Source organism: Myxococcus sp. RHSTA-1-4 (assembly GCF_020037125.1).
Classification (GTDB): Bacteria; Myxococcota; Myxococcia; order Myxococcales; family Myxococcaceae; genus Myxococcus.
This window is the reverse complement of sequence record NZ_JAIQDG010000002.1, coordinates 95878-120808: the sequence shown is the minus strand read 5'-3', so window position 1 is coordinate 120808 and position 24931 is coordinate 95878. Positions and strand designations below refer to the sequence as shown.

The following is a 24931-nucleotide window of genomic DNA, read 5'->3' as shown; positions in this document are numbered from 1 at the left end:
CATCATGGCTGAGACTGACATCGCCCCCGTACTGGCCACGCGCCGCGACGAAGCCATGGGCTTCTTCCAGCGCATGGTCTCCAAGGGCCTGGGCTGGGCCCGCAAGTATTCGCTGTTCACCTACCCGTACGCGACCGCGTGCTGCGGCATGGAGTACATGTCCGTGGCGGCGAGCCGTCACGACATCTCGCGCTTCGGCGCCGAGTTCCCCCGCTTCTCCCCGCGCCAGGCGGACCTGCTGATGGTGGTGGGCACCATCAACCTGAAGCAGGCCCCCATCCTCAAGCGCGTCTACGAGCAGATGGCCGAGCCCAAGTGGGTGGTGGCCTTCGGCGTCTGCGCGTCGTCGGGCGGCTTCTACGACAACTACGCGGTGCTGCAGGGCATCGACCGCATCATCCCCGTGGACGTCTACATCCCCGGCTGCCCTCCGCGTCCGGAGCAGGTGCTGGACGGCCTGATGCTGCTCCAGGACAAGATCGGCAACCAGGTGCACCGCATCGCGGACCGCGAGCAGCCCAACCCCACGGCGGCGCGGCACGACCTGCTGCTGTCCATGGGCAAGTAACCCTTCACGCGCCCCACGCGTGCGAACGACAGGGCCCCGTGGCCTCCCCTCGGAAGAGCGGAGGCGCCGGGGCCCTGGCTTTTTCCGGCCGCCTCTACCAGCGGTGGTACGCGGGGTGGCCGGGCTTCACCGCGACGAAGGTGCCACGGCAGGTGGCCGTCACCTTCCCGCCCGCGGTGAGCGTGCCCTCAATCACCGCGCGGTCGCCCTGGATTTCCACCGGCTTCGCCTCCAGGTGCACCGGGCCCGACATGGGCGTGGGGCGCTTGAGGGTGATGGCGTAGTCCGCGGTGACGGTGCACGGCGGCGAGTCCGCCCCCTGCGTCTTCATCAGGTGGTACGCGGCCGTCCAGTTGCAGTGGCAGTCCAGCAGCGCGCCGATGATGCCGCCGTTGAGGACGCCGGGGAACGCCTGGTGGTGCTCCGAGGGCGTCCAGTCCGCCACGACGAGGTCCCCCTCCACCATGCTGCGGATGCGCAGGCCCTGCGGGTTGGAAGGGCCGCAGCCGAAGCAGGCGTTATGGGGTGCGTAGCGTTCCTGGAGACTGGGAGTGTCTGGAGTCGTCGACATGGCTCGCCACCTTACGCCCTCCGCCCTCCGCCGTCCGCCCCTGCACGCCGTCCAGCCACGCCTCCAGCGCTTGCGCGTCCGGGCCTTCACACTCCCCCTCGCAGGTGCGCAGCACGCGACCGTCCGCCCGGGGACGGTCCACCCACCAGCGCCGCCCGTCGAAGGCGCCCTGGTCCTTCTCGCGGAGAATCGCCGCGTGGGCCGCCTCTCCCATCTCCACCACGCCGTCCGGGCGGATGCGGTACGCGTCGAAGGCGCGCGCCGCGCCGGGCCAGTGCCCCGCGTCGAACACCTCCGGCAGCACGTGGGTGAAGCCCGTCTCCGCGTACAACTCCAGCGGCTCCAGCGTCCCGCCGCGCAGCAGCGGCGCCAGGGACACGCCGTCCACCCCTTGAAGCGCGGGCAGGCCGGACAGCTCCAGCAGCGTGGGCCCCACGTCCACCAGCCGCACCAGCGCGTCCACCACCGCCGGCCCGCTCCCCCGTCCGCGCGGAGGCTTCACCGCCAGCAGCACGCGGTTCTCCTCCTCGCCCAGCCGGGCGCCGTGCACCGGCGTCGCGCCCGCCAGGTCCGGCCGGTCCGCGTGGAAGCTCTCACCGTGGTCCGACAGCAGGACGATGAGCGCGTCGTCGTAGCGCCCGGTGCGCCTCAGCGCGTCCAGCAACTCCCCCACCTGCGCGTCCGCCTGGGCGAGCAGCTCGTCGTAGAGCGCCTCCGCGCCCTCCCGGCTCCACCCGCCCTTCGCGCCTGGAGACACCGGGGCGAAGTGCATGCGCAGCCGGCGCTCCAGCGGCTCGGTGGGGGGCACGAAGCGCCGGTAGAAGGGGTACACCGGGTCGCCCGGGAAGTGCGCCGCGGTGGCGTGGAAGGCGAACAGCGTGGGGCCCTGGCGCGCCTCGTCCACCAGCCGGGACGCCAGCCGCTCCGCGTAGCCCATGGGGTCATGGATGCCGGCCAGCGCGCGGTTGTCGATGAACTCGGGCACCCACGCGGCGCCCAGGGCGTGGTCCGCGAAGGCGCCCAGCGCGCGGTAGCGCAGCTTCTCCAGCGCGAAGTTGATGGCCCCCCGCGGCGGCTGCAGCCGCGTGTCGAAGCCGGAGGCGGGCCCCTCCGCGTGGAAGCGAGAGCAGTCCGTGGCGAACACCGTGCGCCAGCCCGCCTGGGAAAAGGTCTGAGGGAAGGTGGGCTGCAGCTTCAGACGCGACTCGGCCGTGAGCGCGTAGCGCACGCCCGTGGTGTGCGGCCACCGCGCGGTGAGCAGCGAGCGCCACGCGGGCTCCGTCTGGGCAATGGGCGTGTACGCGCGGGTGAAGAGCGTCGCGTCCTCCAGGAAGCGCTCCACGTGGGGCGCCACCGCGCCCGTGCCGCCCTGCGACCTCAGCCGGTCCGGCCGGAACGCGTCGATGCCGATGACCACCACCAGCGGGTGCCTCGCCTCCCGCGCCGGAAGTCCCCCAAGGCCCAGGAGCAGCAGCGCCGAGCCCCCGGCCACCGCCACTCCCGCCATCCACCGCCGCCAGGGAGTGCCGGAGCGCATGAGCCACACTCCGGCGTGCAGCACCAGCCACGCCCCGGCCACGGCGCGCGGGTGCCAGGGCTCCCCGTGCTCCACCAGCCACGCCAGCAGCGGGCGCACGGCCGGCAGGTCATCGAAGAGCGCGGGGCGGGCAATGGCCCGGTCCCACGCCAGCAGGGCCACCAGCACCAGCCCCTGCCCCAGCACGGCCAGCGCGCCCACCCCCCTGCCCCGCCCCGGCCCCCAGGCCCGCGCGAGCACCCCCGCCACCGCCGCGAGCACCGCCCCCGCCACCGCGTACACCGCCGCCACGCGCAGCAGCAGCCCCGGGATGACAGGCCGCACCGCCGCCGCCAGCGCCGCGTAGGGGCCGTCCACGGGGATGTCCACGCCCACCATGCCGGAGCGCAGCAGCAGCCAGGACTCCGCGGCGAACAACACCCACCCCAGACCGGCGCCGCACAGCAGGCGCCACGAGAAGGGACGGAGGGTACCGTTCAGGGAGGGGGCGGACATGCGCCCGCGTCTCTACCTCCGATTGTCACGCTCGCGCTACGCCCGGGGCGCGAGGCGTCGCGGGACGTGCGCGCCCCCGGGGGACGGCGCGGGCCGGGAGCTTCCAGCCAGCCCCCACCGGGACGGGTGGCCCGGGCTGGCACGGCCGGTATGACTCCTTGATCCATTCCCACGCCCGGGGTGCGGAGGCTTCCTGCCCCCCGGCCTCGCAACGACGGCTTCTGGACCGCCTAAGTGGCCTACATGGTTGAGGGTTTACGTTGACGCCCCCCTTCTGGGGTCCTTATAAAGCCGCGGATTCTTCTCCCTTAGTCATTGGGGCCCCCTTGAGCACTTTCGCGTTGGACAGGGTCTCCGCCCAGCTCCCAGAGGCGGTGGTGGAGCGCTACGTGGACCGGACCGGCGGCGCCTGGGCCGTGATCCATGCGGACCATCTTCCGAAGGTCGCCGCCTTCCTGAAGAACGACCCGGAGCTGGAGTTCAAGCTCTTCGGCTCCATCGACGCGGTGGACCGGCTGCACCTGGCGGAGAACGACCCGCGCTTCGAGGTCGTCTACTTCCTCTACTCGCTGAAGCGGCACGAGCACGTGCGCCTCAAGGTGCGCGTGAGCGAGAACCAGCCGGTGGTCCCCTCCCTGACGTCCCTCTACAAGGGCGCCAACTGGTGGGAGCGCCTGACCTGGGACTTCTACGGCATCCGCTTCGACGGCCACCCGGACCTGCGCCGCATCCTCCTGTACGAGGAGTTCCAGGGCCACCCCCTGCGCAAGGACTACGCGCTGCGAGACAGGCAGCCGCTCATCCCCGAGCGCCCCATCAAGGACATCTTCCGCGGCCCCGGCACCAGCGGGCTCTCCTGATTCATCGAGGACATCATGGCTGACCACGCCAAGCCCGAAGACCACGCTCCCAACCCGGACACCGACGCGTACGCCCACGAGTCGGAGCTGGAGGCCCACCTCCAGACCAAGCGGATGGTCATCAACATGGGCCCCTCGCACCCCGCCACGCACGGCACCGTGCGGCTGAAGGTGGAGCTCGAGGGCGAGACCATCGTCAAGATCGACCCGGAGATCGGCTTCCTCCACCGCGGCTTCCAGAAGAGCTGCGAGAACGTCACGTGGACGCAGTGCCTGCCCTACACGGACCGGCTCAACTACCTGTCCGCGATGATGAACAACTTCGGGTTCCTCAACGCCGTGGAGAAGCTCATCGGCCTCGAGATTCCCGAGCGCGCCAAGTACATCCGCGTCATCGGCTCCGAGCTGCACCGGCTGACGGACCACCTGACGTGCGTGGGCGCCACCGGCCTGGAGATGGGCGGCTTCCAGCCGTTCCTCCTCGCGCTGGAGTTCCGCGAGCTGCTCTTCGACCGCACCGCCGAGCTGACCGGCGCGCGCCTCACCACCAGCTTCGGCCGCGTCGGCGGTATCAACCGCGACCTGCCCGAGGGGTGGGTGGAGAAGGTGCGCAAGTCGCTGGACCGCGGCGAGGAGCTCATCACGGAGATGGATGCGCTCTTGACGCGCAACCGCATCTTCGTGGACCGCACCAAGGGCACCGGCATCATCAGCGCCGAGGACGCCATCGACTTCGGTTACACGGGCCCGGCCCTGCGCGCCTGCGGCGTCGACTACGACATCCGCAAGGCGAAGCCGTACTGGGTCTATGACCGGTTCGACTTCGACGTGCCGGTGGGCGAGCACGGCGACAACTACGACCGCTACCTCGTCCGCCTGGAGGAGATGCGGCAGTCCATCCGCATCCTGCGTCAGGCCATGGACACCATCCCCGCCGGCCCCATCATCGTGGATGACTGGCGCATCGCCCTGCCGCCCAAGCCCGAGGTGTACGGCACCATCGAGGGCGTGATGTCGCACTTCAAGCTGGTGATGGAGGGCATCCAGGTGCCCGCCGGCGAGGTGTACGACTCCACCGAGGCGTCCAACGGCGAGCTGGGCTGGTACCTGGTGAGCGACGGCCGCGGCCGCCCGTACAAGGTGCACGTGCGCGCCCCGGGCTTCCCGGTGCTGGCGGCGGTGCCGCACATCATCGAGGGGAAGATGCTGGCGGACCTCATCCCCACTTTCGACACCATCAACATGATCGGCGGCGAGGTCGAGCAGTGAGCGACAACGACACGAAGAAGCCCACCGGTGACGCGCAGACGCCCCCCAAGGGCGCGCCCACCGACACGCCCGCGGCCAGGATTGGCCCCGAGCCGTCCAATCCGCCGGCCGGCGCGAAGCTGGACACCCCGCCCGCCGCGGCCAGCGGCCCCACGGGCACGCCCAAGCCGCCGCCTCCCGCGGGCCCGCCGCCCAAGCCGGCGCCGAAGAACCCGGGGTTCGTCACCTGCACCATCGACGGCAAGGAAGTCGTCGTGAAGCCGGGAACGAACATGATCGAGGCGGCCAAGCTGGCCGGCTCGGAGATTCCCTACTACTGCTATCACCCGCGCCTCTCCATCGCGGCCAACTGCCGCATCTGCCTCATCGAGGCGTCCAACGCGCCCAAGCTGGTGCCCGCGTGCCAGACGCCGCTGGCCGAGGGCGTGGTCATCAAGACCACCACGCCCAAGGTGAAGGAGCAGCAGCGCGCGGTGATGGAGTTCCTGCTGCTCAACCACCCGGTCGACTGCTCCATCTGCGACCAGGCCGGTGAGTGCAAGCTGCAGGACTACTACATGAAGTACGACTACCGCCCCTCGCGCCTGGAGGGCGGCAAGATTCTGAAGAACAAGCGCAAGGTGCTCGGGCCCCGCGTGGTGCTGGACCAGGAGCGCTGCATCATGTGCACCCGCTGCGTGCGCGTGATGAACGAGGTGGCGAAGGAGCCGCAGCTCGGCGTGTTCGGCCGCGGCAGCCACGAGCGCATCGACGTGTTCCCCGGCAGCGAGCTGAACAGCAACTACTCGCTGAACACCGTGGACGTGTGCCCGGTGGGCGCGCTGCTCAGCCGCGACTTCCGCTTCAAGGCGCGCGCGTGGTTCCTGTCCGCCACCCCGTCGGTGTGCACCGGCTGCTCGCGCGGCTGCACCACCTGGGTGGACTGGATGTCGCAGGACACCTACCGCTACCGCCCGCGGGAGAACGAGGCCGTCAACAAGAGCTGGATGTGCGACCAGGGCCGGCTCTCGTACAAGTACCTCAACCTGGAGCGCGCGCTGCGGCCGCAGGTGGGCCGCCGCGCGGGCAAGGCCGGCGAGGCCGAGCCCGTGGTGACGCGCAAGGAGGCGGTGCAGGCCGCCGCCAAGGCGCTCAAGCCGCTGGTGGGCACCGCGCAGCTCGCGGTGCTGGCGTCGCCCGTGGCCTCCAACGAGGACCTGCTGGCGGGCCTCACCTTCGCGAAGGCCACGCTGGGCGTGTCCACCGTCTACGTGGGCGGCCGTCCCCAGGGCGCCGCGGACCACTACCTGATGACGGCGGACAAGAACCCCAACCGCAAGGGCCTGGAGCTCATCGCCCAGGGCCTGGGGCTGAAGCTGGAGTCCTTCGACGCGCTCACCACCGCCATCGGCGCGGGCAAGGTGAAGGCGCTGTACGCCCTCGGCACCGAGGTGCCGGGTGACGCGGCGGCCTTCGCGGACGCCGTGGGCCGGCTGGACGTCTTCGTGGCGCAGGCCTTCAACGAGTCCCCCGTCACGGCGCAGGCCACGGTGCTGATGCCGGCCTCCGTCCATGTGGAGGACGAGGGCTCCTTCGTGCAGCAGGACGGCATCATCCAGCGCTTCCGCAAGGCCTACCCGCCCAAGGGCGACGTGGTGCCGCACTGGCGCTGGGCCGCGGAGCTGACGCGTGAGCTGGGCGGCGAGGCCGCCTGGGCGTCCGCTCGGGACGTGTGGCGCGAGCTGTCCGGCAAGGTGGCCGCGTTCGCCGAGTTCAACTGGGACAAGGCCTCTCCGCCGGACCGGGAGAAGCCGGGCATCAATCCGCTGCCTGCGGGCGCCGACGGGCGTCCCCCGGGGTACCGTGAGTTCGGTACGCCCCGGGTGAGGGGTATGTAACCATGAGCCGCGTACTGACCATTCTCACCGCCTGCATCACCATCGTCGTCGCCATGTTCGGTGGTGTCGCCTCGGCGTACCTGGTGGGCGGATTGGTGGAGGAGCACTGGTTCACCGGCGCCAGCCGGCTGACCAACATCCTCTTCCTCATCCTCGTCTTCGTGATGATCATCGCCACGCTCCTCACCATGGCGGAGCGCAAGTGGTCGGCGTTCATCCAGGACCGCATGGGCCCCAACATGGCCCGCATCGGCCTGCCCGGCCTGAAGAACCGCTCGCTGGGCGGCCTGCCGCACATCCTCACCGACGTCCTCAAGATGCTGACGAAGGAGGACTTCATCCCGGCGGCGGCCAACCGGTTCCTGTTCAACCTGGGCCCCATCCTCGCCTTCGCGCCCGTGTTCGCGCTGTTCGCGGTGGTGCCGGCCGGCCCGTCCGTGAATGTCTTCGGGCACCGGGTGGACATGGTGGTGGCCACGCCGGACTTCGGCATGCTCTACATCCTCGCCATCGCGTCGCTGGCGGTGTACGGCACGGCGCTGGCGGGCTGGGCGTCCAACAACAAGTTCGCGCTGCTGGGCGGCGTGCGCGCCACGTCGCAGATGATTGCGTACGAGGTGGCGCTGGGCCTGTCGCTGGTGGGCCTGTTCCTGGCGTTCTCCTCCGTGCAGCTCCCCGCCATCGTCGGTGAGCTGGGCAGCGCGGTGGGCCTGGGCACCGGCCAGGCGCAGTACCTGTGGCGCACCGACGGCGAGTTCGACCTGGGCCTGCCGGCGTGGGGCATCATCCTCCAGCCGCTGGGCTTCCTGGGCTTCTTCGCCGCGTCCTTCGCGGAGACCAAGCGCGCCCCGTTCGACCTGCCCGAAGGCGAGTCGGAAATCATCGGCTACTTCGTCGAGTACTCCGGCATGAAGTTCGGCCTCTTCATGATCTCCGAGTTCGTGGAGGTCGTGGTGCTGGCCGGCGTGACGACGGCGCTCTTCCTCGGCGGCCACCACCTGCCCTTCGGCGGTGAGTGGCTGGCGAGCCAGCCCCTCATGCAGGAGCACGGGTGGCTCTTCGGCACCATCCTGGGCACCGTCTTCTGGCTGAAGGTGCTGTTCCTCATCTGGGTGCAGCTGCTCATCCGCTGGACGTTCCCCCGCTTCCGCTACGACCAGATCCAGGCGCTGGGCTGGAAGATCCTCCTGCCCATGGGCCTGGCGAACGTGTTCGTCAGCGGCGCGCTGGTGCTGTGGGACCCGTCCCTGCGGGCGCTGGCCGTCCTCGGCATCCTGGAGCTTGGCGTGCTGGCGGTGCTGACGATGACGCGGAAGGAACCGGCGGAGGCCGGCGGTGCGCATGGGGCGCACGGCGGCGCTCACGGCGGCCATGACACCCACGGGCACGGGCTGCCCGCCGGCGCGCACGCGGCCCACGCGATGCCGGCGCACGGCGCGGCTCACGCCTCCACGCACTAGCTCCCGGAATCGAGAACACCCACATGGCCATCAAGGTTACCCAGGACCCTCGCACCGACATCCGAGAGCGGGCGTACGTGCCGGAGCTGCTGCGCGGCCTGGCCATCACCGCGAAGCACTTCTTCCGCAACCTCTGGGGAACGCGCGACACCAACACATCAGTGGTGGACCGCACGGGCACCAGCCTGATGACGACGGTGGCGTACCCCGAGGAGAAGCCCATCTACCCGGAGGGCTACCGCGGGCTGCACCGGCTGGTTCCGCGCGAGGATGGCAAGCCGCGCTGCGTGGCCTGCTACATGTGCGCCACCATCTGCCCGGCGCAGTGCATCTACATCGAGGCGGGCGAGTACGAGGAGACGTCCGCCGAGGGTGAGTCGCGGGTCATCGAGAAGTACCCGACCCAGTTCGTCATCGACGAGCTGCGCTGCATCGTGTGCGGCCTGTGCGTGGACGCGTGCCCGAAGGACGCCATCCGCATGGACACGTACATGCACACGCCTCCGGAGTACACGCGGCAGAACTTCGTGTACGACATCCCCAAGCTGCTGAAGGGGCCGGCGGTGAGCCACCCGTCGGACCCGTGGAACAAGCGCGAGGGCTCCGAGGAGCCGCACCACGCCCACAAGGAGGCCCACACGCGCATTGGCGAGGGCCTGGTGGAGCTGAAGCTGCCGCAGCACGGCAACCTCGGCGCGGGCCACGGCCACGGCGGCCACGGAAAGATGACGGCGGGCGCCCAGACGGGCGGCCACGGCCAGACGGTGGTGACCCAGCAGGGGCCCATCCAGGTGACGAAGTTCCTCAAGTAGATCCACCCGCCACCTGGAGCCCGTAGGGGCTCCGGGGCACGGGATTCCCGGCCCGCCCTCCGCGCACTCAGCGGAAGGCGGGCCGGTGCCTTTTCGGGGTGCTGGTGATGAAGCTGCAGCTCTTCAATGGCCCTGGCGCCACGCGCGAAAGCGGGCGGCTCCCGGGCCCGGGCGGTGTCCAGGCGGGCTCCCGCGCGGGAGGCTCGTCTGCTTTCACGGACGGGGCGGAATCCGTAGGGTGGTGCCTCCCATGAAGCGTTACCGCCTGTCGGTGTGCAAGGGCTCGAGCTGCAAGGCCGGAGGCGCGGATGCGGTGCACGCCGCCGCGCGGGAGGCGTTGACGGCGCGGGGGCTGGTGCCCCGGTGCGAGCTGTACCGCGGCGGCTGCTACGGCTTCTGCCACATGGGGCCCAACGTCGTCGTCCGCGAGGACACCGGCCGCAAGCGAGATCCGCTGTCGCCCGAGGACTACCAGCTCATGGGCTGGCCGGGCGAGGTGTACTACTCGGCGATGACGCCGGAGAAGATGCAGCGCGTGGTGGAGGAGCACATCGGCCAGGACGCGCCGGTGCGCGAGCTCTTCGGCCAGCCGGACTCCGGCGACGACTGACTCACGCCGCGGCGGCGGCGGGGCCCGGGTCCTCCACGCCGTGCACGCCGTCCCAGTCCGCGGGCGGCGGGGTGACGATGAAGCGGGCGCAGCGGGCCACGTACACGGCGGCGACGGGGTCCTGGAAGTCCATGGACACGCGCTCGAAGACGGCGTGCGCCTCCGCGAAGCGCCGCTGGTGGTACGCGGTGAGGGCCTGCTCGTAGAGGGCGAGCTGCTCCTGCATGCGCGGGGTGATTTCGCCGCGGCGGCCCAGCAGCTCGTGGACACGCACCGGGTGCACGCGGCCCTTGAAGCGCACCTGGTCCACCACGCGGAAGACGTAGACGTCACTGGCCAGCTTCGCGCTGGCGTCCCCCACCAGCACGTAGGTGCCGTACACCTTGTTGATGGACTCGAGCCTCGCGGCGAGGCCCACGGCGTCACCGAGCACGGTGTAGTTGGACTTCAGCTCGCTGCCCATGTCGCCCACCACCACCTCGCCGGTGTCGATGCCGGCGCGGAAGGACAAGCGGCGGCCGTACTTCTTCTCCCAGGCGTCCTGCCGGTCGGCGACGGCGGCGCGCAGCTTCAACGCGGCCTCGCAGGCCAGGTGCGCGTGGCGGTCCGTGCGCACGGGCGCGCCCCAGAAGGCCATGACGGAGTCGCCGATGGACTTGTCCACCTGCCCCGCCGTGGAGCGCACCACCGAGGTCATCTCCGTGAGGTACTCGTTGAAGAGGCCCACGAGCTGCCCGGGCGACATGCCCTCCGACAGGCGGGTGAAGCCCTCGATGTCGCAGATGTACACGGACATGTTGCGGCGCTCGGGGCGCATCAGGCTCAAGTCCCGGGACACCAGGCGGGCCACCTCGGGGCTGACGTAGCGGCCGAGCGCGTTGTGCACGAAGTCGCGGACCTCCCGCTCGGTGTTGAAGGCGTAGAGGATGGTGACGGCGAAGGCGCCCACCATGGCCAGCAGCGGGCCGGCCATGGCAATCCAGAGCCGCTGCTCCATGAAGACGTAGTGGGCCACCGCCGCGTAGCCCGCGCCGGCCGCGACGAGCATGCCGACGTAGAGCACCGCGCCCCGCACCGAGCGCAAGAGGAAGCTGAGCGACAGGGCGAGGAAGGCCCCGAGGAAGGCCAGGCCCATGGTGAGCATCAGGTCCAGGTCCGGAGGGGCGCGGGTGATGCCGTCCGAGCGGAGGATGTTGGCCAGGGCCTGCCCGAGGATGGCGCCGCCGGGCGTCTCGCCGCCGATGGGCGTGGGCCGCACGTGGCCGCCGTCGCTGGCCGTGCGGGTGAGGACGACGGTGCGGCCCTCCAAGTCGTTGTCGAAGCGCGCGGGACGCTTCTCCGCCACGTCGAAGACGTTGAGCAGCACGTTCCACGCGCGGATGGAGCGGGCCAGCGAGCCGCGAGAGCCCCGGCCCGCGGTGGGCGCGTTCCAGCGCACCAGGCTGAAGCCCGACGCGTCCATGGGGATGGAGTGCGCGTCCCCCACGTACAGCCGGCCGTCCGCGTAGCGCAGCCGCGTCGTGCCGGCCAGGCGCATGGCCGCGGCGAGCGGCAGCGAGGGCAGCACGTGGCGCTGGCCGCGCACGGTGTACGCGACGAGGTGCGGAACGGCGCGCACCACCCCATCCGGGTCCGCCGGCAGGGTGACGGCGCCGAAGCCGCTGCCACCGCCCAGCAGCGGAGCCACCGGGTGCTGGAGGTGGCGCACCTCCACCAGCTTCGACGGGTCCAGTCCCTCCACCTGCACCTGCGCCAGGGACACGAAGAGGTCCATGGGGCCCACGCGGTAGGTGTCGTCGGCGGCGCGGCGCTCCTCGATGGCGGCGGAGGCCACGCCCAGCCGCCCGCCCAGCGCGCGGGCGTCGGCCTCGTCCGTTGCGCCACCCCACACCTCCACCTGGTTGCCTGCGGGGATGAGGAAGGCGGGGCGCTGCATGGCGAGCACCGCCTGGGCGCGGGTGCGCGCGTCGACCTGGGTGGCGTAGGCGCCCAGCTTGACGCGGTAGGGCCACAGCCGGCTTGCGGGAGGCAGCACTCGCGGGCCCTGGGACTCCCAGGTGAAGGCGAGCAGCGCGCGGCCCGGCTCCCGGTCCAGCAACTCGCGGAAGGCCGCGTCGTCGCCGGAGGGGGACTGGGGGGACAGGCTCGGGTCCAGGCAGGCGCTGGGGCTCAGCTCGGGGAACGGCAGGTCCACCAGCACCAGCAGGGCGCCCTCCTGCGTGAGCCGGTTCACCATGCCGCCCACGAGCTGGCGGGGCCACGGCTGGGTGGCGACACCGGGCCGGTCATCCTGGCGAGCCTCGGCGAGCGTCTCGTCGTCGATGGCCACCACCACCGCTTCGTCCGGGCGCTCGGAGCGCTCCCCCAGCTCGCGCACGCGCCAGTCGTAGCTGGCGCGCTCCCAACCATCGAGCACCGCCTGGGCTCCGTCGAAGACGGTGGAGAGGCCCCAGCCGGACGAGTCATCCCGGGGTTCCGCCAGCCCGGGGGCGCGCAGGTAGACGAGCAACCCCAGCACGCAGCCGAAGAGGATGGCCATCAACAGCGAGACGCCGAGCCGCTTGAGGAAGCGCCGGCTGGCGGAGTGGACGCGGAGACCTTGCACGGGGAGCCGGAGGATACCCCGGTTCGGGCCGTGTCGCGGGTGTCCTTGGGGGTGCGCCTGCTATGCTCGGGCATCCCGCAGCTCCTCTGGAAAAGTGCCGATGAAACGCATCCTCCTGTCCGCCGCCCTTGCCGCTTCCTCCCTCGCCCCCCTGGCCTGCGACCTGGAGAAGGCGGGAAATCAACTCGCCGCCGAGCACGTCATGGTCGGCACCCTGCTCTCCACGCCGCAGGTGGACGTGTCCGCCTCGGCGCTGGCCGGGTACGACGCGGGCACCTTCGGTGGCCCGGACGGAGGGGCTGACGTCATCTCCCTGCCCGCGCAGACGGCCGCGGTCGTGTTCTTCGGCACCCGGAGCGGGGAGAACTCGCAGCCCTCGGGCGTGGCGGGCGCCACTGTCACGCTGCAGCCGCTGAGCGGGCAGGCCACGTCGCTGACGGAGGACGGCTCGGGCAGCTACAGCCGCACCAGCGTGGGCGACGAGGAGCTGGTGTACCAGTCCGGGGCCACGTACCAGTTCATCGCCGCGCAGGGCGGCACGCGCTACGTGGGCCAGGTGGACGACGCGCCGGTGAAGGAGGCCATCACCGCCTTCCATCCTCCCGAGGGCTTCCTGCGCATCGACGCGCGCACGGCGCTGACGTTCGACCGGGTGGCCGTGCCCGACGGGCAGGACCGCACGCTGGGCTTCGTCACCGTGGTACCGCTGAGCGCGGACGGCGAGAAGGGCGAGCCGACGTACAGCAACATGCCGCAGACCCCGATTCAGTTCCTGCAGCTCGTGGGACTGCCGGGGCCGTACCGCGAGGCCCGCGTGACGATTCCGGGCGAGGCGTTCCCCCAGTCCAACCAGACGTACCTCATCATCTTCCAGGCGGTGCGCATGGGCGGGGCGGAGTCCGACAACCTCTTCCTCGGAAGCGCGCTGTTGGCGGGCACCGCCGAGGTGGGCGTGGTGCGGACGCGCTGAATCAGCCCGCCTCGAGTTCCAGGTCGATGCTCCCCTGGAGCTTGAGGCGCAGCAGGTGTCCCGCGAAGCGCTCCGCCTCTTCGCGGGTGAGGACGTTGCGGAAGGCCGTCCCTTCCGCCACCTCCACCTCCAGCACGGCGCCGCGCTGGAGGAGGCGGAAGAAGTCCTCCCCTCCTCCAGGGCGAGGGATGAACACGGGAAGGAAGCCCTTCAACGGCACCACCTCCCCTGCCCCGCGCACCCGCGCCTCCAGCCCCGCCGCGTCCGGACGCACCTCCTCAGGAGCAACGCCCTCGTCGGGATAGAGCGGCGCGGGCGACAGCGCCACGTCCTCCGTGGAGTCATCCAGCAGGAAGCCGTGCCTCGACGGAATGCGCCCCGTCAGCAGGAAGCACAGCAGCACCGGCGTGTCCCCGGACAGCCGCTCCAGGTGGAGGATGGAGCGCTCCGCGCCCACGCGGCGCAGCAGCAACGTCAGTTGTGGCCGGCTCGCTCTCAGGTAGCGCTGGGCGCGGTCCTTCAGCGTGGCGCGAATCTCCGCGAAGGCCGCCGTGTAGCGGGCCTCCTCCTCCGCCTCTCGCTGTGCCAGCGACTCACGGGCCGTGGCCAGCTTCGCTTCAGCGTCACGGAGGAAGTCCCCTGCCGGGGCGGACGCGGCCACGAGGCCCGGCTCGTCCGGCTTCGACGCGGGAGCCAGCCCCGCCGCGCGCACCGCGCCCAGGAGGAACGAGCCCTGCTGGTCCAGCCGCTCGCGCTCCTCACGAATGCGCGCGCGGAAGGCGGCGTGCTCCAGCTTCAGCTCCAGCCAGGCCTCGTAGCCGGACTCCAGTGTCTCCAGCGCGCGCAGGCGCGCCAGCGCGGCGTCCGGGCCCGTGCCAGCGGAGGACTCCAGCCCGGGGAGCCGCGACATCCCGCCCTGCTTCTTCTCACTCACGGCGCCCGACTCTATCCGGCCCGCGACGAGAAGACTCCATCCTGCGGCGATCCCGGATGAGGGGGAGGCCCGCACATGAACAGGGGCGGGCGGCCCGGCCGTAGAGCAGTCGTCCAGGGAATCGAGCACGGCATGGGGGGCCGCACGCCAGGGCTGAAGCGGAGGTTGAGGACGCGCGCACCGTTGAGGACCTCCGCCACCTCCGAAGCCGTGACTCCGCAGCTCTCGGTGGCCGTGGCCGGGAACTTCTTGATGCAGCACCCGGCCCCAATGAGAAGGCCCCCACCCATGCCGTCTCCGGCACGAATGAGGGCCTTCACGAAACAGCCGCCAGAGCGAATCAGGCGGTGCGGGACACCGGCGGCTGCGCGCCCTGCTGCGGCTGGGCGCTCTCGCCCGTGACGCGGCCCACGGCGTTGGTCAGGTACTCCTGGCCGCTCGCCAGGCGCTGCTTGAGGTCATCCCGGAGCTGGTTGCCCGGCTTCGGCGCGAGCAGCAGGCCCAGGCCCGCGCCCACCAGGATGCCCGCGGCGAACGCGCCCAGCACCGGCAGGAGCTGCTCCGTCGTGTCACGGCGGGTCTCCAGACCGATGAGGTGCAGCAGGTCGTCCTTGTCCAGCTTCTTGAGGGAGTTGAGGTTCACCATTCGCGACTCCAGGGGGTGGATACGGCAAGGTCAGGTGGGTAGGACGTCCAGACTAGTAGGTGGGAGGGCGCGGAGTCCCCGCGGACGTGGCATTCGCAGAGGCAGTGCTCTCCGAGCTTCCGGCGCCGGCCATGCCACGGCCCGTCTGGTAGCCCTGGAAGGCCTGCTCGGCCATGCCCAGCAGCTCGTCCTTGACGAAGGGCAGCGCGGCCAGCCGCACGCCCAGGCGGACGATGCGCGCCGTCAGCGGAGTGAAGAGCCCGCCGCCCAGGAGGTAGCCCACGCCCAGCGCCGCCGCCATCATCCCGTACGGGTTGCGCTCCACTCGGCCCCGCAGGTCCAGCGTCTGGCCCAGGTCCGTCACCGCGCCGCGCGCGTCCGTCCAGAGCTGCTGCGCCTCCGAGCCAATCTGGTCCACCCGCTGTCCGAAGCCTCCGTTGCCGCCGCCCTGCTGCGACTGGGGCGAGCCGTTGCCCGCGCCTGGATAGGTCGTCATGAATGCCCTCTCTCGTGTTCTTCGGGAACGCTCAACGGCGCGAGGCGATGCGGCCGACGAGGAAGCCAATGGCCACCGCGCCCAGCAGGCACGTGCCCGGGTTGGCCCGGATGAAGCCCACCACCCGGGTGTTCAGGTCCACCAGGTTCTGCCGGGCCTCGTCGAGCTGCGGCACCACGCGGTCCTGGAGCTGCCGGGCCCTGTCGGCCATCTGCTGCGGGTTCATCTCCATCGAAGCCATCTCCTCTTTCAGGGGGTGAAACGAAAAAGCGTCCGCCTACCGGCGCGAGCCCAGCCAGTAGCCCACGATGAAGGCCCCGCCAATACACGCGTACGGATGACGGCGCACCCACTGGCGCCAGTCGGCGGCCTCGGCCACCTCCTCGCGCAGGGCACTCACGGACGTGGCCAGCTCCGCGCGCGTGCGCTCGATTTCGGCGCGCAGCTCGGCGCTGCTCCGAGGAGGGGGGGCCTTGGGAAGTCCATTGCTAGCGGCCATTCGGCGGCTCCTTGAAGAGTTCGCTGTTCGCGCCGCGGAGCGTATTCACACCGTTCCCCGAAGCGGAGTGGGTCAACGCCGCCATGCTGCGCGACAGCTCCTGCGAGCTGTCATCCATCACACGGCGCGCCTGCAGCCGCTTCACCGCCCAGAGCGCTCCCCCGGCCCCCCCCACGAGGTTGACGAGCCCCACCGCGCCCAGCGCCCCGGCCCAGCCCAGCCACGTGGACAGCAGCGCCGCCAGCGCACCGCACACGAAGGCATAGCCCACCAGGATGAAGGGCACGAACGCGGCAATCATCGCCACGTCCAGGCCCGTGGCCTTGATGTCCTCGGCCAGCTCCAGCCGCGCGAGCTGCAGGTGCTGCGTCACCAGACGGCTGAAGCCATCCGCCATGCGCCCGACCAGCGCGGAGATGCCGCGGTCGGTCTGTTCACTGCCCATCTGCATGTGCTTCTCCGGCCGGCGCCCACGTCCTCTCGGGTGGGGGCCAACCTAGGCACCCCGCCTCCGCGCGACAACCACGTCACGACGGATATGTCCGGCGTTCGCAAGCGTCGGCCACTGAACGCGCCCGCCAGTCCCTCCGCAGGCTAGCCGATGAGCTGGACCGGAGGAGAGAGGGGGGCCTCCACGGCGATGGGCGCCTCGAGCCGCATCACCAGCGGCAGGTGGTCCGACGCCACCCGGCTCAGCTCCGTGCGGTGGGGGTGGATGTCCAGGGGGCGCACCCCCGCATCCACGAAGATGCGGTCCAGCCGCAGCAGGGGCAGCCGGGTGGGATAGGTGCGGGCGGGAGCGCGCAGCTCCAGGGCCGCGTCGTGGATGGCCCGGCGCACCAGCGCCGGCACCGGCCCGTTGCCCAGGTAGTTGAAGTCCCCGCATACCACCAGCGGGTCCTTGCGCGCGGCCTCGCGGAGGATGTCCGAGGACAGCAGCAGCGCTTCCTGCCGGCGCCGCTCGCTCATCCCCAGCCCCAGGTGGAGGCTGAAGACGTGGAGCTGCTTGCCGCCGCCCAGGTCCAGGTCGCACCGCAGCGCGCCCCGCGGCTCGCGGCGCCCCACGCGCAGGTCATAGTTCTTCGACTTGAGGATGGGCAGCCGGGACAGAATCGCGTTGCCGTAGCGCCGGCCGTTGCGGACCACGTTGGGACCGAAGGCCATGTGCAGTCCGAGCATGTCCGCCAGGTGCTCGGGCTGGTCCTCCCGGGGCGTGACGGCGCGGAAGTCCCCCACCTCCTGGAGGGCGATGACGTCCGCGTTCACCTCGCGGAGCACCGCGCCCACCCGGTCCAGGTCGAAGCGGCCATCCGTGCCGATGCCGCTGTGGATGTTGTACGAGACGAGCTTCAGCTCCACGCGAGCGGCTCACCCACCGAGGGGACGAAGACGGCGGGCCGCGAGGCGCACCACCTCCATGGGCAGCGACGCCAGCCGCGTCACCGCCTTCACCGCGTCGCCCAGCCCGCCCTGGATGGCCTGGAGCTGGCGCTGGGCCTCGTCCACCAGGTCCGCCAGCCGCCCGCGCGGAGGCAGCTCCTTCGTGGGAGGCAGCGCGCCGATGGGCACCGTGCCACCGATGACGGGAGCGGGCACCTGGGCGGCGCGCTTCTTCGCCTTCGCCGGCTTGAACGCGGGGCCATGGGTGAACTTGGCGTCCGGCTCGGGGCGGGCGAGCTCCTCCAGCTCCGCCTCCATCTGGTGGGCCTGGTAGAGCGCCTCCGTCCGGGCGTGGCTCTTCCCGTAGTGAATGCCCTCGTGGCTTCCCATCGCCTCCGGATGGGCGCCGGACTTCTTCACCCGCGCCTTGTCCTCGTGCCGCAGGCCGCGCTTCTGCGCGGGCAGCGTCTTCGGGACCTGGAAGTGGTCGTAGCTATAGGGACGAGGCATCCGCGAATCTCCAAGCATCGAGTCCGCCCACAAGCTAGGGAGCCGCCGGGTCCCCGGGTACGCCTTGGCGGCACGCGCCCCGCCCGCCCGCTTCCCCTCCGGCCCGGCGGGCACCGCTCCGCCGCCGGGCCCCCGTTCAAGTACCGACAATGTCAGGCGGACACCGCTCCCCCGCTGGGCAGGCGGCGGAGCTCATGGGAGCAGCCAGGGCGGCAAGCGCTCCAAGCACCTTCCAACCCTGGGAAGAGCAGCGCCTTCCGTGGTGTAAGAACGGCCCCATGCCTCCGCTCTCCGCCGGCCGGAAGTATTCCAACTCGCCCTACCTGCTGCTCGCCCTGCTCGCCCTCGGTGCGAAGGCCCGGGCCGCCGAGTCGTCCCCGCTGCCCGCCGCTTCCGCGCCCCGTGGCGTCGAGACGCCGCCCCTGGCCGAGGGGCGTCCCCTGCTGACGCTGCAGCCCGCCGCGGCCAAGCCGGGAGACCCGGTGGTGGTGGCCGTGCGAGGCATGGCGGAGCTGCCCTCGGGTACGCTGGGCGGGCGCCCCCTGCGCTTCTTCCCCTGGGGCGAGGGCTTCATGGCCATCACCGGCCTGCCGGTGGAGCTGGGCGCCGGCACGGCCGCGGTGAAGGTGCTGGGCCCGGCCGCCCCGGGCGCCGCGCCGGTGGAGCTGACCGGCACGCTGAGCGTGCTGGAGCCGGGCTACCCCGAGCGCGAGCTGAAGGTGTCCGGCAAGTACGTGGAGCCGCCCCCGGGCGTGAAGGCCCGCATGGCGGCGGACCGGCGCGCCTTCGCGGCGGCCTTCGCCCAGCCCTTCGCGGCCCCGCTCTTCGGGCAGAACTTCGCCTGGCCCCGGCAGGACCGCATCACCGCGCCCTACGGAGACCGGCGCACCTTCAACGGCAAGCTGTCCAGCCAGCACTTCGGCGTGGACATCGACGGAGACCCGGGCACCCCCGTCACCGCCGCCAATGACGGCACGGTGGTGATGACGCGCGACAACTACTCCGCCGGGAAGACGGTCATCGTCCACCACGGCGCCGGCCTCTATACGACGTACTTCCACCTGTCCCGCATCACCGTGAAGAAAGGCACCCGCGTGAAGCAGGGACAGCGCCTGGGCCTCGTGGGCAGCACCGGCCGCGTCACCGGCCCCCACCTCCACTGGGGCGTGAAGGCGGATGACCTCTGGGTGGACGGCGAAGTGCTGCTCCGGCTCGACTTCTTCCCGTCCGCCGCGCCCGGCGTGGCCAGCGGGTCCACCGAGCTGGGGGCACCGTAACCCGGACTCTTCAACCTCCCCGCGCGGAGCGGCCGTCCCTACTTCGGCGGCGCCAGCGTCCACAGGATGAGTCGCCCGTCGAGCACGCCCAGCGGGAAGTAGCCTGCCGCCTGAAGCCTCACCCAGGGCTCGAAGGGGTTGTCCTCCGGCGACAACCCCGCGGCGAGCCACTGGAGCGCGTGCCAGACGTCGAACTCGGCCTGACACAGCAGGAGCCAGAGCGCCTCCTGGGAGCCGGTGTCGGTCGTCACCGAGCCAGGGAGGTTCCGGTCGGCCACGAGCGGCCGGCAGATGGTGGGCTGTCCGGGAATGGGCCACAGCGGGGGGCCGATGCGGGCCTGGAACCAGCGCTCGTCGCGGACCTCGGCCAGCCGCGCGGACAGCCGCCGCGTGGCCTCCTGGCGCCAGGAATCCGCGGGGCGCTCGGGGTCGAAGCGCGCCCGCGCGAGCAGCGGCCGCAGCTCCTCGGCTCCGGAGCGCACCACCTCCACGGGCGGAAGCGCCGCGGCACCGGCCGGCGCGGCGCGCCGCAGCGCCTCGAGCAGCTCCTGCCCGGAGGACTCCGACGGCGAGGAAGGAGCGAAGAACCAACGCCCGGAGCGGCACGGGGCGAGGATGCGCTCGAAGGCGGCGGTGAGCTCTCCGTAGGACTCCGGAGGCAGGGGGCTGGAGACACCGGAGGGAGTCATGGTTTTCACCGGAAGGGGCCCAGAATCTGGACGAGCTTGCCCGCGCTCATCTTGACGACCTGGGTGACGCCCTTGAGCGAGACAATGCCCGTCCCCGAGACGAGCGAGCCGAAGACCTGCGCGCCCTCCACCTCCCCGAGCAGGTGCACCTGCCCACCAGGAATGCGCTTGCCCACCGTCTCCGCGAGCGCGCCCACGTCATCCAGGAAGCCCGTCTTCCCACGCGTCGCGGCCAGCTCCATGGCCTCCTGCATCAGGGCCTGGTCCTTGCCGGCCAGCTTCTTGAGCGTCTCCTTCGCCCCGGTCGACAGCACCGAGCCGGCCGCCGCGGCGGGCTTGGGCGTGGGCTTGGGTGCCGCCTTGGGCGCCGCCGCGGGAGTCTTCGGCACGGAGGGCGTCCCCCCCGGGATGAAGCGGGCGCCGATGTACCAGAAGAGCAGGTTCGCGAAGAGCTCGCTGGTCGCCTTCGCGTCCCGCCTCGCCGCGTCGAGCGCCTGGGGGAAGACGGAGAACATGCGCGGCGCGGTCTGGGGATTCAGCAGGGTGGGCCAGACGAGTCCCGCGTCCTGGTAGAAACCCACCGGCTCCATTCCGTGGGCGCGGAGGCCGGCGGGATAGCCCGCGAGCTCGGCCAGGGCCTTCGTGCGGGAGGCGTACACGGGAATCACGGGTAGGACGTTGTACACCTTCGTGTCGAACCAGGAGAGTGGAACGCTGAGGGTCTTGTCCTGTCCCTCCAGGGCGAGGTCCACCTGGCCTCGCACCAGGTTCACCCCCAGCCCCGTCACCTTCTCGTCGACGTAGCTGGCCAGCTCCGCGGGCGACAGGCCCGCGAACGGAAACGTCTGCCCTTCGGGCGCGGGGCTCTTCGCCTGTTGCGCTTCCTCTCGCATCACCTCCCCCGGAGGGGCCGCCTGGGTGACGTGGGTCAGCTCATGGAAGAGCGTCTGGCGATCCGCCAGGGAGCGCGCGGGCCAGACTCCGCGCGCGAAGGCGATGTCGTCGCCATGCGTGAAGGCCCGCGCGCCGAGCGACTCGGCCGCGGCGTGGGCCTGCGCGTCCGCGTGGATGCGCACCCGGCTGAAGTCATGGCCGAACCGGGGCTCCAGGAAGCGACGCTCGGCGGCCGGCAGGGGCTGCCCCGCCCCCAGTCCGAGAGAGTGCGACGAGGCCGCCTCGGCGCGTGAGCCGCCGCGCGTCGTCGGCCCCCTCCGCGGCTGGGGCAGGAGCGAGGAGGCCTGGGACTCGGCCTGCTGCTCACGTGAGTCGGTTCTCGGGACGACGCGGAAGGAATGGCGCCCGAGCCTCGAACGGGGCTCGGACGGGCCCGCCTTGGGTGTGAGCGTGCGCATGAGCCAAGCCTACTCCTCTCTTCCGTCACGCGCTGGACACGGCTCTTTCGCGGAGGACAGGATACACAATGCGTTCGTTCCGGCGGGGCGGCAACTGCGGGCCCACGAGCTGACGCACGTCCCGAGGCAGACGCCGACCGCGTGCGCGCCTGAGCGCACGTCGCCGCCGTGATGAATCACAAGCTTGTCAGTGCATCAGTGATGATAGCCTTACGCGCCGCTTCCCTGGGGGACCCATGCCCGATACGACATCCACGAAGACGCTCCTGACGGCTGGCCAGGAGGAACTGACGTCGCTGGTCACCGGGGCCTCGCACACGCTGCTGCTGCGCAACGACGGCACGGTGCTGTCCTGGGGCGACAATGCCGTGGGGCAACTGGGTGACGGCACCACGAATCGGAGGCGCCAACCCGTCGCGGTGCCGGAGCTGAAGAACGTGGCCTCCGTGGAGACCGGCGCCCTGCACTCGCTGGCCCTCCGCGCGGATGGCACGGTGTGGGCATGGGGTGAGAACTTCTCCGGTCAGCTGGGTGACGGGTCGACCCTGCGCCGATACAAGCCGGTCCAGGTGTCGGGCCTGAGCACCGCGGTGTCCATCGCCGCGGGGGAGCACCACTCGCTGGCCCTGCTCGCGGACGGGACGGTGTGGGCGTGGGGAAGCAACTCCTCCGGCCAGCTCGGCGACGGCACCACCACCCCGCGCGAGGTGCCCGTCCAGGTTCCGGGCCTGAGCGGCGTGACAGGCATCGCGGCGGGCGGCTACCACTCGCTGGCCGTCCTCACGGACGGAACGGTGAGGGCCTGGGGTGACAACACCCACGGCCAGCTCGGGGATGGCACCAACATCCACCGGCTGACGCCCGTCATCGTGCAGAACCTGGCGAGCGTGAAGCTCGTGGTGGCCGGCGGCGCCCACTCGATGGCCCTGCTCACCACCGGCGCGGTCCACGCATGGGGGGACAACACCCACGGCCAGCTCGGGGATGGCACCAACACCCAGCGCACCCGGCCCGTCGTCATCACCCCCCTGAGCAGCGTGAAGGCGCTCGCGGCGGGGGACCTCCACTCACTGGCGCTGCGCACCGACGGCACGGTGTCCGCCTGGGGGCATGACGCCCAGGGCCAGCTCGGCGACGACAACACGGCCAGCCGGAACAGGCCCTTCCAGGTACCGAAAATCGCGGGAGTGAGCGCCATTGCCGCCGGGCACCAGCACTCGGTCGTCCTCCTCGAGGAGGGGGCCGTCTTCACCTGGGGCAGCAATACCTTTGGCCAGCTCGGAAACGGGACGACCACCGGGTCACGCGTCCTGTCCTACGTTCCAAGCCTGAGCGCGGTGACGAAGCTCCATGCTCGCATGAATTACTCGGTGGCCCGGCGCTCGGACGGCACCATCTGGGGCTGGGGGAGCAATTTCGTTGGCATGTTCGGGGATGGGACGGGCGCCAGCCGCCTGGTACCCACACTCGCGAGCCTCACCCTGAACAACGTCCGCGAGCTGGCGTTGGGGTACAACCACTCACTGGTCCTGCGCACGGATGGCACCGTGTGGGCCTGGGGAAGCAACTACGCTGGCCAGCTCGGGGACGGCTCCACCAGCGCGCGTACCGCGCTGGTCCAGGTGCAGAACCTCACTGGCGTGGTGGCCGTTTCCGCCGGCAATGGACACAGCCTGGCCGTACGCTCGGATGGCACGGTGTGGGCCTGGGGAAACAACCAGTACGGCCAGCTCGGAGATGGCACCTCCACCAACCGCCTGACTCCGGTCCTGGTGCAGAACCTGACAGGCGTGAAGACAGTGATTGCCGGCAACTCATTCTCCCTGGCCCTGCGCACGGACGGCACGGTGGTGAGCTGGGGCTACAATGCCTACGGCATGCTCGGGGATGGCACCACCACCAACCGCCTGACCCCTGTCCCCGTATCGAACCTCACCGGCGTGGTCTCCATCGATAGCGGCGCCATTCATTCCATGGCACTGCGCTCCGACGGCACCGTGTGGGCCTGGGGCTACAACGGCAGCGGGCAGCTCGGAGATGGGACTGTCACCACCCGCACGAGCCCTGTCCAGGTGCCGGGCCTCTCTGGCGCGACCGCCATCAGCGCGGGAGGCACCCACGCCCTCGCGCTACGGTCGGATGGGACGGTCTGGGCCTGGGGAGCGAACTCCGTGGGCCAGCTCGGAGATGGCGGCTTCGTGAATCGCACGACTCCGGCACAGGTGCAGACACTCTCCGGCATCACCGCCATCGCGGCGGGCAACGAGCACAACCTGGCGCTGCGGTCGGACAAGCAGGTGGTGTCCTGGGGAAGCAACTCCGAAGGCCAGCTCGGCAACGGTATCGACCCCCGGCGCAGGACCGCGGCTCCGGTGAACAACCTCGTCCAGGTCACGGCCGCCGCCGGTGGGCCCGACTTCACCCTGGCGGTGAGCACGGCAGGCACGGTGTGGAGCTGGGGCTTCAACCGGACTGGCCAGCTCGGAGATGGGACGACGAACGTGCGGCTCCAGCCCGTGCAGATTCCGAACCTGAACACCGTGACCAAGGTCTCCGCGGGTTACGGCCATGGCGTTGCGCTGCGCTCGGACGGCACCGTGTGGACCTGGGGACTCAACAACAGCGGTCAGCTCGGGGATGCCAGCACCACCAACCGCTTGAGCCCCATCCAGGTGACGCCACTGACCGGCATCGTGGGCATTTCGGCCGGAGACAGCCATTGCCTGGCCGTACGCAACGACGGGACAGTGTGGGCCTGGGGCAGCAATAGCAACAACCAACTGGGAGACGGGACGAACATCCAACGCAACGCGCCGGTCCAGGTGACGTCCCTGACCGGGGTCGTGGAAGTTTCGGCCGGTTCGTCTCATTCCGTGGCACGCAGGTCCGATGGAACGGTCTGGGCCTGGGGCTACAACGGCCACGGGCAGCTCGGGGATGGAACCACCACCCAGCGCGCGACCCCATCCCAGGTTCCGGGCCTCACCGGAGTGCTGGCCATCGTGGCGGCGAGCCACCAATCCTTCGCGCTCTTGTCGGATGGAACAGTCTGGGCCTGGGGCTACAACGGCAACGGCCAGCTGGGGGATGGGACGACCGCCCAACGCACCGCGCCGGTCCAGGTCCAGGCTCTGACCGGCGTGGTGGCTATCGCGGGGGGCGTCAGCTCCTCCATGGCTCGGCTCGCGGATGGCTTGGTGTGGGCCTGGGGCTACAACGGCTATGGGCAGGTCGGGGATGGAACCACCACCAATCGCACCACGCCCGTCCAGGTCACCGGACTGCTCAAACCCATGGGACTGCTCGATGCAGGAAGCTCCCATTCGCTGGCCGTGCATCCGGGCAGCGGGAGCCTATGGGCCTGGGGAAGCAACCAGTACGGCCAGCTGGGCAACGGCGAGATGGGCATGAGCCCCCATCCCCTCCCGGTGTACCGGTAGCCAGCCCCAAAAAGAAAAGGCCCCGTGAGGGGCCTTTTTGCTGGCATGGGGATCGAACGCCTTCCTTGAGCCTT

Annotated in this window: 23 protein-coding genes; 10 read left to right on the top strand and 13 right to left on the bottom strand. The window is 70.9% G+C overall.

The features are described 5' to 3' along the window. Positions 1-4: 4 nt before the first annotated feature. Complete coding sequence (locus tag K8638_RS03930) at positions 5-568, top strand: NADH-quinone oxidoreductase subunit B (RefSeq protein WP_223753042.1); 564 nt, start codon at positions 5-7, stop codon at positions 566-568. A 94-nt stretch (positions 569-662) separates the two neighbouring features. Here K8638_RS03930 and K8638_RS03925 read toward each other — a convergent pair whose 3' ends face one another. Continuing rightward, the gene (locus K8638_RS03925; protein ID WP_223753041.1) at positions 663-1139 is read right to left on the bottom strand and encodes a PaaI family thioesterase; all 477 of its coding nucleotides are present in this window, start codon (positions 1137-1139) and stop codon (positions 663-665) included. Further along, entirely contained in the window at positions 1087-3171 is a 2085-nt protein-coding gene (locus K8638_RS03920) for a sulfatase-like hydrolase/transferase (RefSeq protein ID WP_223753040.1), read from the bottom strand. The genes K8638_RS03925 and K8638_RS03920 overlap by 53 nt, the downstream gene beginning before the upstream one ends. 341 nt (positions 3172-3512) lie before the next feature. On the opposite strand from K8638_RS03920, the gene K8638_RS03915 reads away from it, so the two are divergent. The 6 genes from K8638_RS03915 (at position 3513) to K8638_RS03890 (ending at position 10059) form a co-directional block, all read left to right on the top strand. Next, complete coding sequence (locus tag K8638_RS03915; protein WP_223753403.1) at positions 3513-4031, top strand: NADH-quinone oxidoreductase subunit C; 519 nt, start codon at positions 3513-3515, stop codon at positions 4029-4031. Positions 4032-4046: 15 nt separating this feature from the next. Next, positions 4047-5300 carry an NADH dehydrogenase (quinone) subunit D gene (gene nuoD / locus K8638_RS03910; RefSeq protein WP_223753039.1) on the top strand — a complete coding sequence of 418 codons (1254 nt, stop codon included), beginning with the start codon at positions 4047-4049 and terminating at the stop codon, positions 5298-5300. Then, positions 5297-7177: a 2Fe-2S iron-sulfur cluster-binding protein gene (locus tag K8638_RS03905; RefSeq protein WP_223753038.1), complete on the top strand. Its 1881-nt coding sequence runs from the start codon at positions 5297-5299 to the stop codon at positions 7175-7177. The genes nuoD and K8638_RS03905 overlap by 4 nt, the downstream gene beginning before the upstream one ends. Before the next feature lie 2 nt (positions 7178-7179). Further along, on the top strand, positions 7180-8637 hold the full coding sequence (locus tag K8638_RS03900; protein WP_223753037.1) for a complex I subunit 1 family protein: 1458 nt from the start codon (positions 7180-7182) through the stop codon (positions 8635-8637). 23 nt (positions 8638-8660) lie between these two features. Further along, positions 8661-9449 carry an NADH-quinone oxidoreductase subunit I gene (locus K8638_RS03895; RefSeq protein ID WP_223753036.1) on the top strand — a complete coding sequence of 263 codons (789 nt, stop codon included), beginning with the start codon at positions 8661-8663 and terminating at the stop codon, positions 9447-9449. Between the two features lie 250 nt (positions 9450-9699). Beyond that, positions 9700-10059 (top strand): ferredoxin, encoded by a 360-nt coding sequence (locus K8638_RS03890; protein ID WP_223753035.1) that lies wholly within the window; start codon positions 9700-9702, stop codon positions 10057-10059. A 1-nt stretch (position 10060) separates the two neighbouring features. Here the strand turns inward: K8638_RS03890 and K8638_RS03885 are convergent, their stop codons facing one another. Next, positions 10061-12598 (bottom strand): adenylate/guanylate cyclase domain-containing protein, encoded by a 2538-nt coding sequence (locus K8638_RS03885; protein ID WP_223753402.1) that lies wholly within the window; start codon positions 12596-12598, stop codon positions 10061-10063. 166 nt (positions 12599-12764) lie between these two features. Here K8638_RS03885 and K8638_RS03880 point away from each other — a divergent pair, with 166 nt between their 5' ends. Continuing rightward, positions 12765-13634 carry a hypothetical protein gene (locus K8638_RS03880; RefSeq protein ID WP_223753034.1) on the top strand — a complete coding sequence of 290 codons (870 nt, stop codon included), beginning with the start codon at positions 12765-12767 and terminating at the stop codon, positions 13632-13634. Position 13635: 1 nt separating this feature from the next. Here the strand turns inward: K8638_RS03880 and K8638_RS03875 are convergent, their stop codons facing one another. The 8 genes from K8638_RS03875 to K8638_RS03840 form a co-directional block, all read right to left on the bottom strand. Then, positions 13636-14568 carry a hypothetical protein gene (locus K8638_RS03875; RefSeq protein ID WP_223753033.1) on the bottom strand — a complete coding sequence of 311 codons (933 nt, stop codon included), beginning with the start codon at positions 14566-14568 and terminating at the stop codon, positions 13636-13638. Positions 14569-14908: 340 nt separating this feature from the next. Then, positions 14909-15214: a YtxH domain-containing protein gene (locus K8638_RS03870; protein ID WP_223753032.1), complete on the bottom strand. Its 306-nt coding sequence runs from the start codon at positions 15212-15214 to the stop codon at positions 14909-14911. 52 nt (positions 15215-15266) lie between these two features. After that, a complete protein-coding gene (locus K8638_RS03865; RefSeq protein ID WP_223753031.1) occupies positions 15267-15710 on the bottom strand; it encodes a hypothetical protein in 444 nt (147 codons plus the stop codon). A gap of 31 nt (positions 15711-15741) precedes the next feature. After that, complete coding sequence (locus K8638_RS03860; protein ID WP_223753030.1) at positions 15742-15942, bottom strand: hypothetical protein; 201 nt, start codon at positions 15940-15942, stop codon at positions 15742-15744. A 45-nt stretch (positions 15943-15987) separates the two neighbouring features. Continuing rightward, positions 15988-16209 carry a DUF3618 domain-containing protein gene (locus K8638_RS03855; protein WP_223753029.1) on the bottom strand — a complete coding sequence of 74 codons (222 nt, stop codon included), beginning with the start codon at positions 16207-16209 and terminating at the stop codon, positions 15988-15990. Next, positions 16199-16660, bottom strand: coding sequence for a phage holin family protein (locus tag K8638_RS03850; RefSeq protein ID WP_223753028.1), 462 nt, complete (start codon positions 16658-16660; stop codon positions 16199-16201). Before K8638_RS03850 ends, K8638_RS03855 begins: the two co-directional genes overlap by 11 nt. 143 nt (positions 16661-16803) lie before the next feature. Further along, positions 16804-17568: an endonuclease/exonuclease/phosphatase family protein gene (locus tag K8638_RS03845; protein WP_223753027.1), complete on the bottom strand. Its 765-nt coding sequence runs from the start codon at positions 17566-17568 to the stop codon at positions 16804-16806. 9 nt (positions 17569-17577) lie between these two features. After that, positions 17578-18099, bottom strand: coding sequence for a hypothetical protein (locus K8638_RS03840; RefSeq protein ID WP_223753026.1), 522 nt, complete (start codon positions 18097-18099; stop codon positions 17578-17580). Between the two features lie 278 nt (positions 18100-18377). Here K8638_RS03840 and K8638_RS03835 point away from each other — a divergent pair, with 278 nt between their 5' ends. Continuing rightward, on the top strand, positions 18378-19376 hold the full coding sequence (locus tag K8638_RS03835) for a M23 family metallopeptidase (protein WP_223753025.1): 999 nt from the start codon (positions 18378-18380) through the stop codon (positions 19374-19376). Positions 19377-19414: 38 nt separating this feature from the next. On the opposite strand, the gene K8638_RS03830 is transcribed toward K8638_RS03835, so the two are convergent. Continuing rightward, a complete protein-coding gene (locus tag K8638_RS03830; RefSeq protein WP_223753024.1) occupies positions 19415-20065 on the bottom strand; it encodes a hypothetical protein in 651 nt (216 codons plus the stop codon). A gap of 5 nt (positions 20066-20070) precedes the next feature. Continuing rightward, positions 20071-21417 (bottom strand): DUF4157 domain-containing protein, encoded by a 1347-nt coding sequence (locus K8638_RS03825; RefSeq protein ID WP_223753023.1) that lies wholly within the window; start codon positions 21415-21417, stop codon positions 20071-20073. Between the two features lie 236 nt (positions 21418-21653). On the opposite strand from K8638_RS03825, the gene K8638_RS03820 reads away from it, so the two are divergent. Continuing rightward, complete coding sequence (locus K8638_RS03820; RefSeq protein ID WP_223753022.1) at positions 21654-24857, top strand: RCC1 repeat-containing protein; 3204 nt, start codon at positions 21654-21656, stop codon at positions 24855-24857. Positions 24858-24931 lie beyond the last annotated feature (74 nt).

Coding starts and splice junctions, on each gene's coding strand:
- K8638_RS03930 (WP_223753042.1), top strand. CDS start 5: ATGGCTGAGACTGACATCGCCCCCGTACTGGCCACGCGCCGCGACGAA.
- K8638_RS03925 (WP_223753041.1), bottom strand. CDS start 1,139: ATGTCGACGACTCCAGACACTCCCAGTCTCCAGGAACGCTACGCACCC.
- K8638_RS03920 (WP_223753040.1), bottom strand. CDS start 3,171: ATGTCCGCCCCCTCCCTGAACGGTACCCTCCGTCCCTTCTCGTGGCGC.
- nuoD (WP_223753039.1), top strand. CDS start 4,047: ATGGCTGACCACGCCAAGCCCGAAGACCACGCTCCCAACCCGGACACC.
- K8638_RS03900 (WP_223753037.1), top strand. CDS start 7,180: ATGAGCCGCGTACTGACCATTCTCACCGCCTGCATCACCATCGTCGTC.
- K8638_RS03895 (WP_223753036.1), top strand. CDS start 8,661: ATGGCCATCAAGGTTACCCAGGACCCTCGCACCGACATCCGAGAGCGG.
- K8638_RS03890 (WP_223753035.1), top strand. CDS start 9,700: ATGAAGCGTTACCGCCTGTCGGTGTGCAAGGGCTCGAGCTGCAAGGCC.
- K8638_RS03885 (WP_223753402.1), bottom strand. CDS start 12,598: ATGGCCATCCTCTTCGGCTGCGTGCTGGGGTTGCTCGTCTACCTGCGC.
- K8638_RS03880 (WP_223753034.1), top strand. CDS start 12,765: ATGAAACGCATCCTCCTGTCCGCCGCCCTTGCCGCTTCCTCCCTCGCC.
- K8638_RS03870 (WP_223753032.1), bottom strand. CDS start 15,214: ATGGTGAACCTCAACTCCCTCAAGAAGCTGGACAAGGACGACCTGCTG.
- K8638_RS03865 (WP_223753031.1), bottom strand. CDS start 15,710: ATGACGACCTATCCAGGCGCGGGCAACGGCTCGCCCCAGTCGCAGCAG.
- K8638_RS03860 (WP_223753030.1), bottom strand. CDS start 15,942: ATGGAGATGAACCCGCAGCAGATGGCCGACAGGGCCCGGCAGCTCCAG.
- K8638_RS03855 (WP_223753029.1), bottom strand. CDS start 16,209: ATGGCCGCTAGCAATGGACTTCCCAAGGCCCCCCCTCCTCGGAGCAGC.
- K8638_RS03850 (WP_223753028.1), bottom strand. CDS start 16,660: ATGCAGATGGGCAGTGAACAGACCGACCGCGGCATCTCCGCGCTGGTC.
- K8638_RS03840 (WP_223753026.1), bottom strand. CDS start 18,099: ATGCCTCGTCCCTATAGCTACGACCACTTCCAGGTCCCGAAGACGCTG.
- K8638_RS03835 (WP_223753025.1), top strand. CDS start 18,378: ATGCCTCCGCTCTCCGCCGGCCGGAAGTATTCCAACTCGCCCTACCTG.
- K8638_RS03830 (WP_223753024.1), bottom strand. CDS start 20,065: ATGACTCCCTCCGGTGTCTCCAGCCCCCTGCCTCCGGAGTCCTACGGA.
- K8638_RS03825 (WP_223753023.1), bottom strand. CDS start 21,417: ATGCGCACGCTCACACCCAAGGCGGGCCCGTCCGAGCCCCGTTCGAGG.
- K8638_RS03820 (WP_223753022.1), top strand. CDS start 21,654: ATGCCCGATACGACATCCACGAAGACGCTCCTGACGGCTGGCCAGGAG.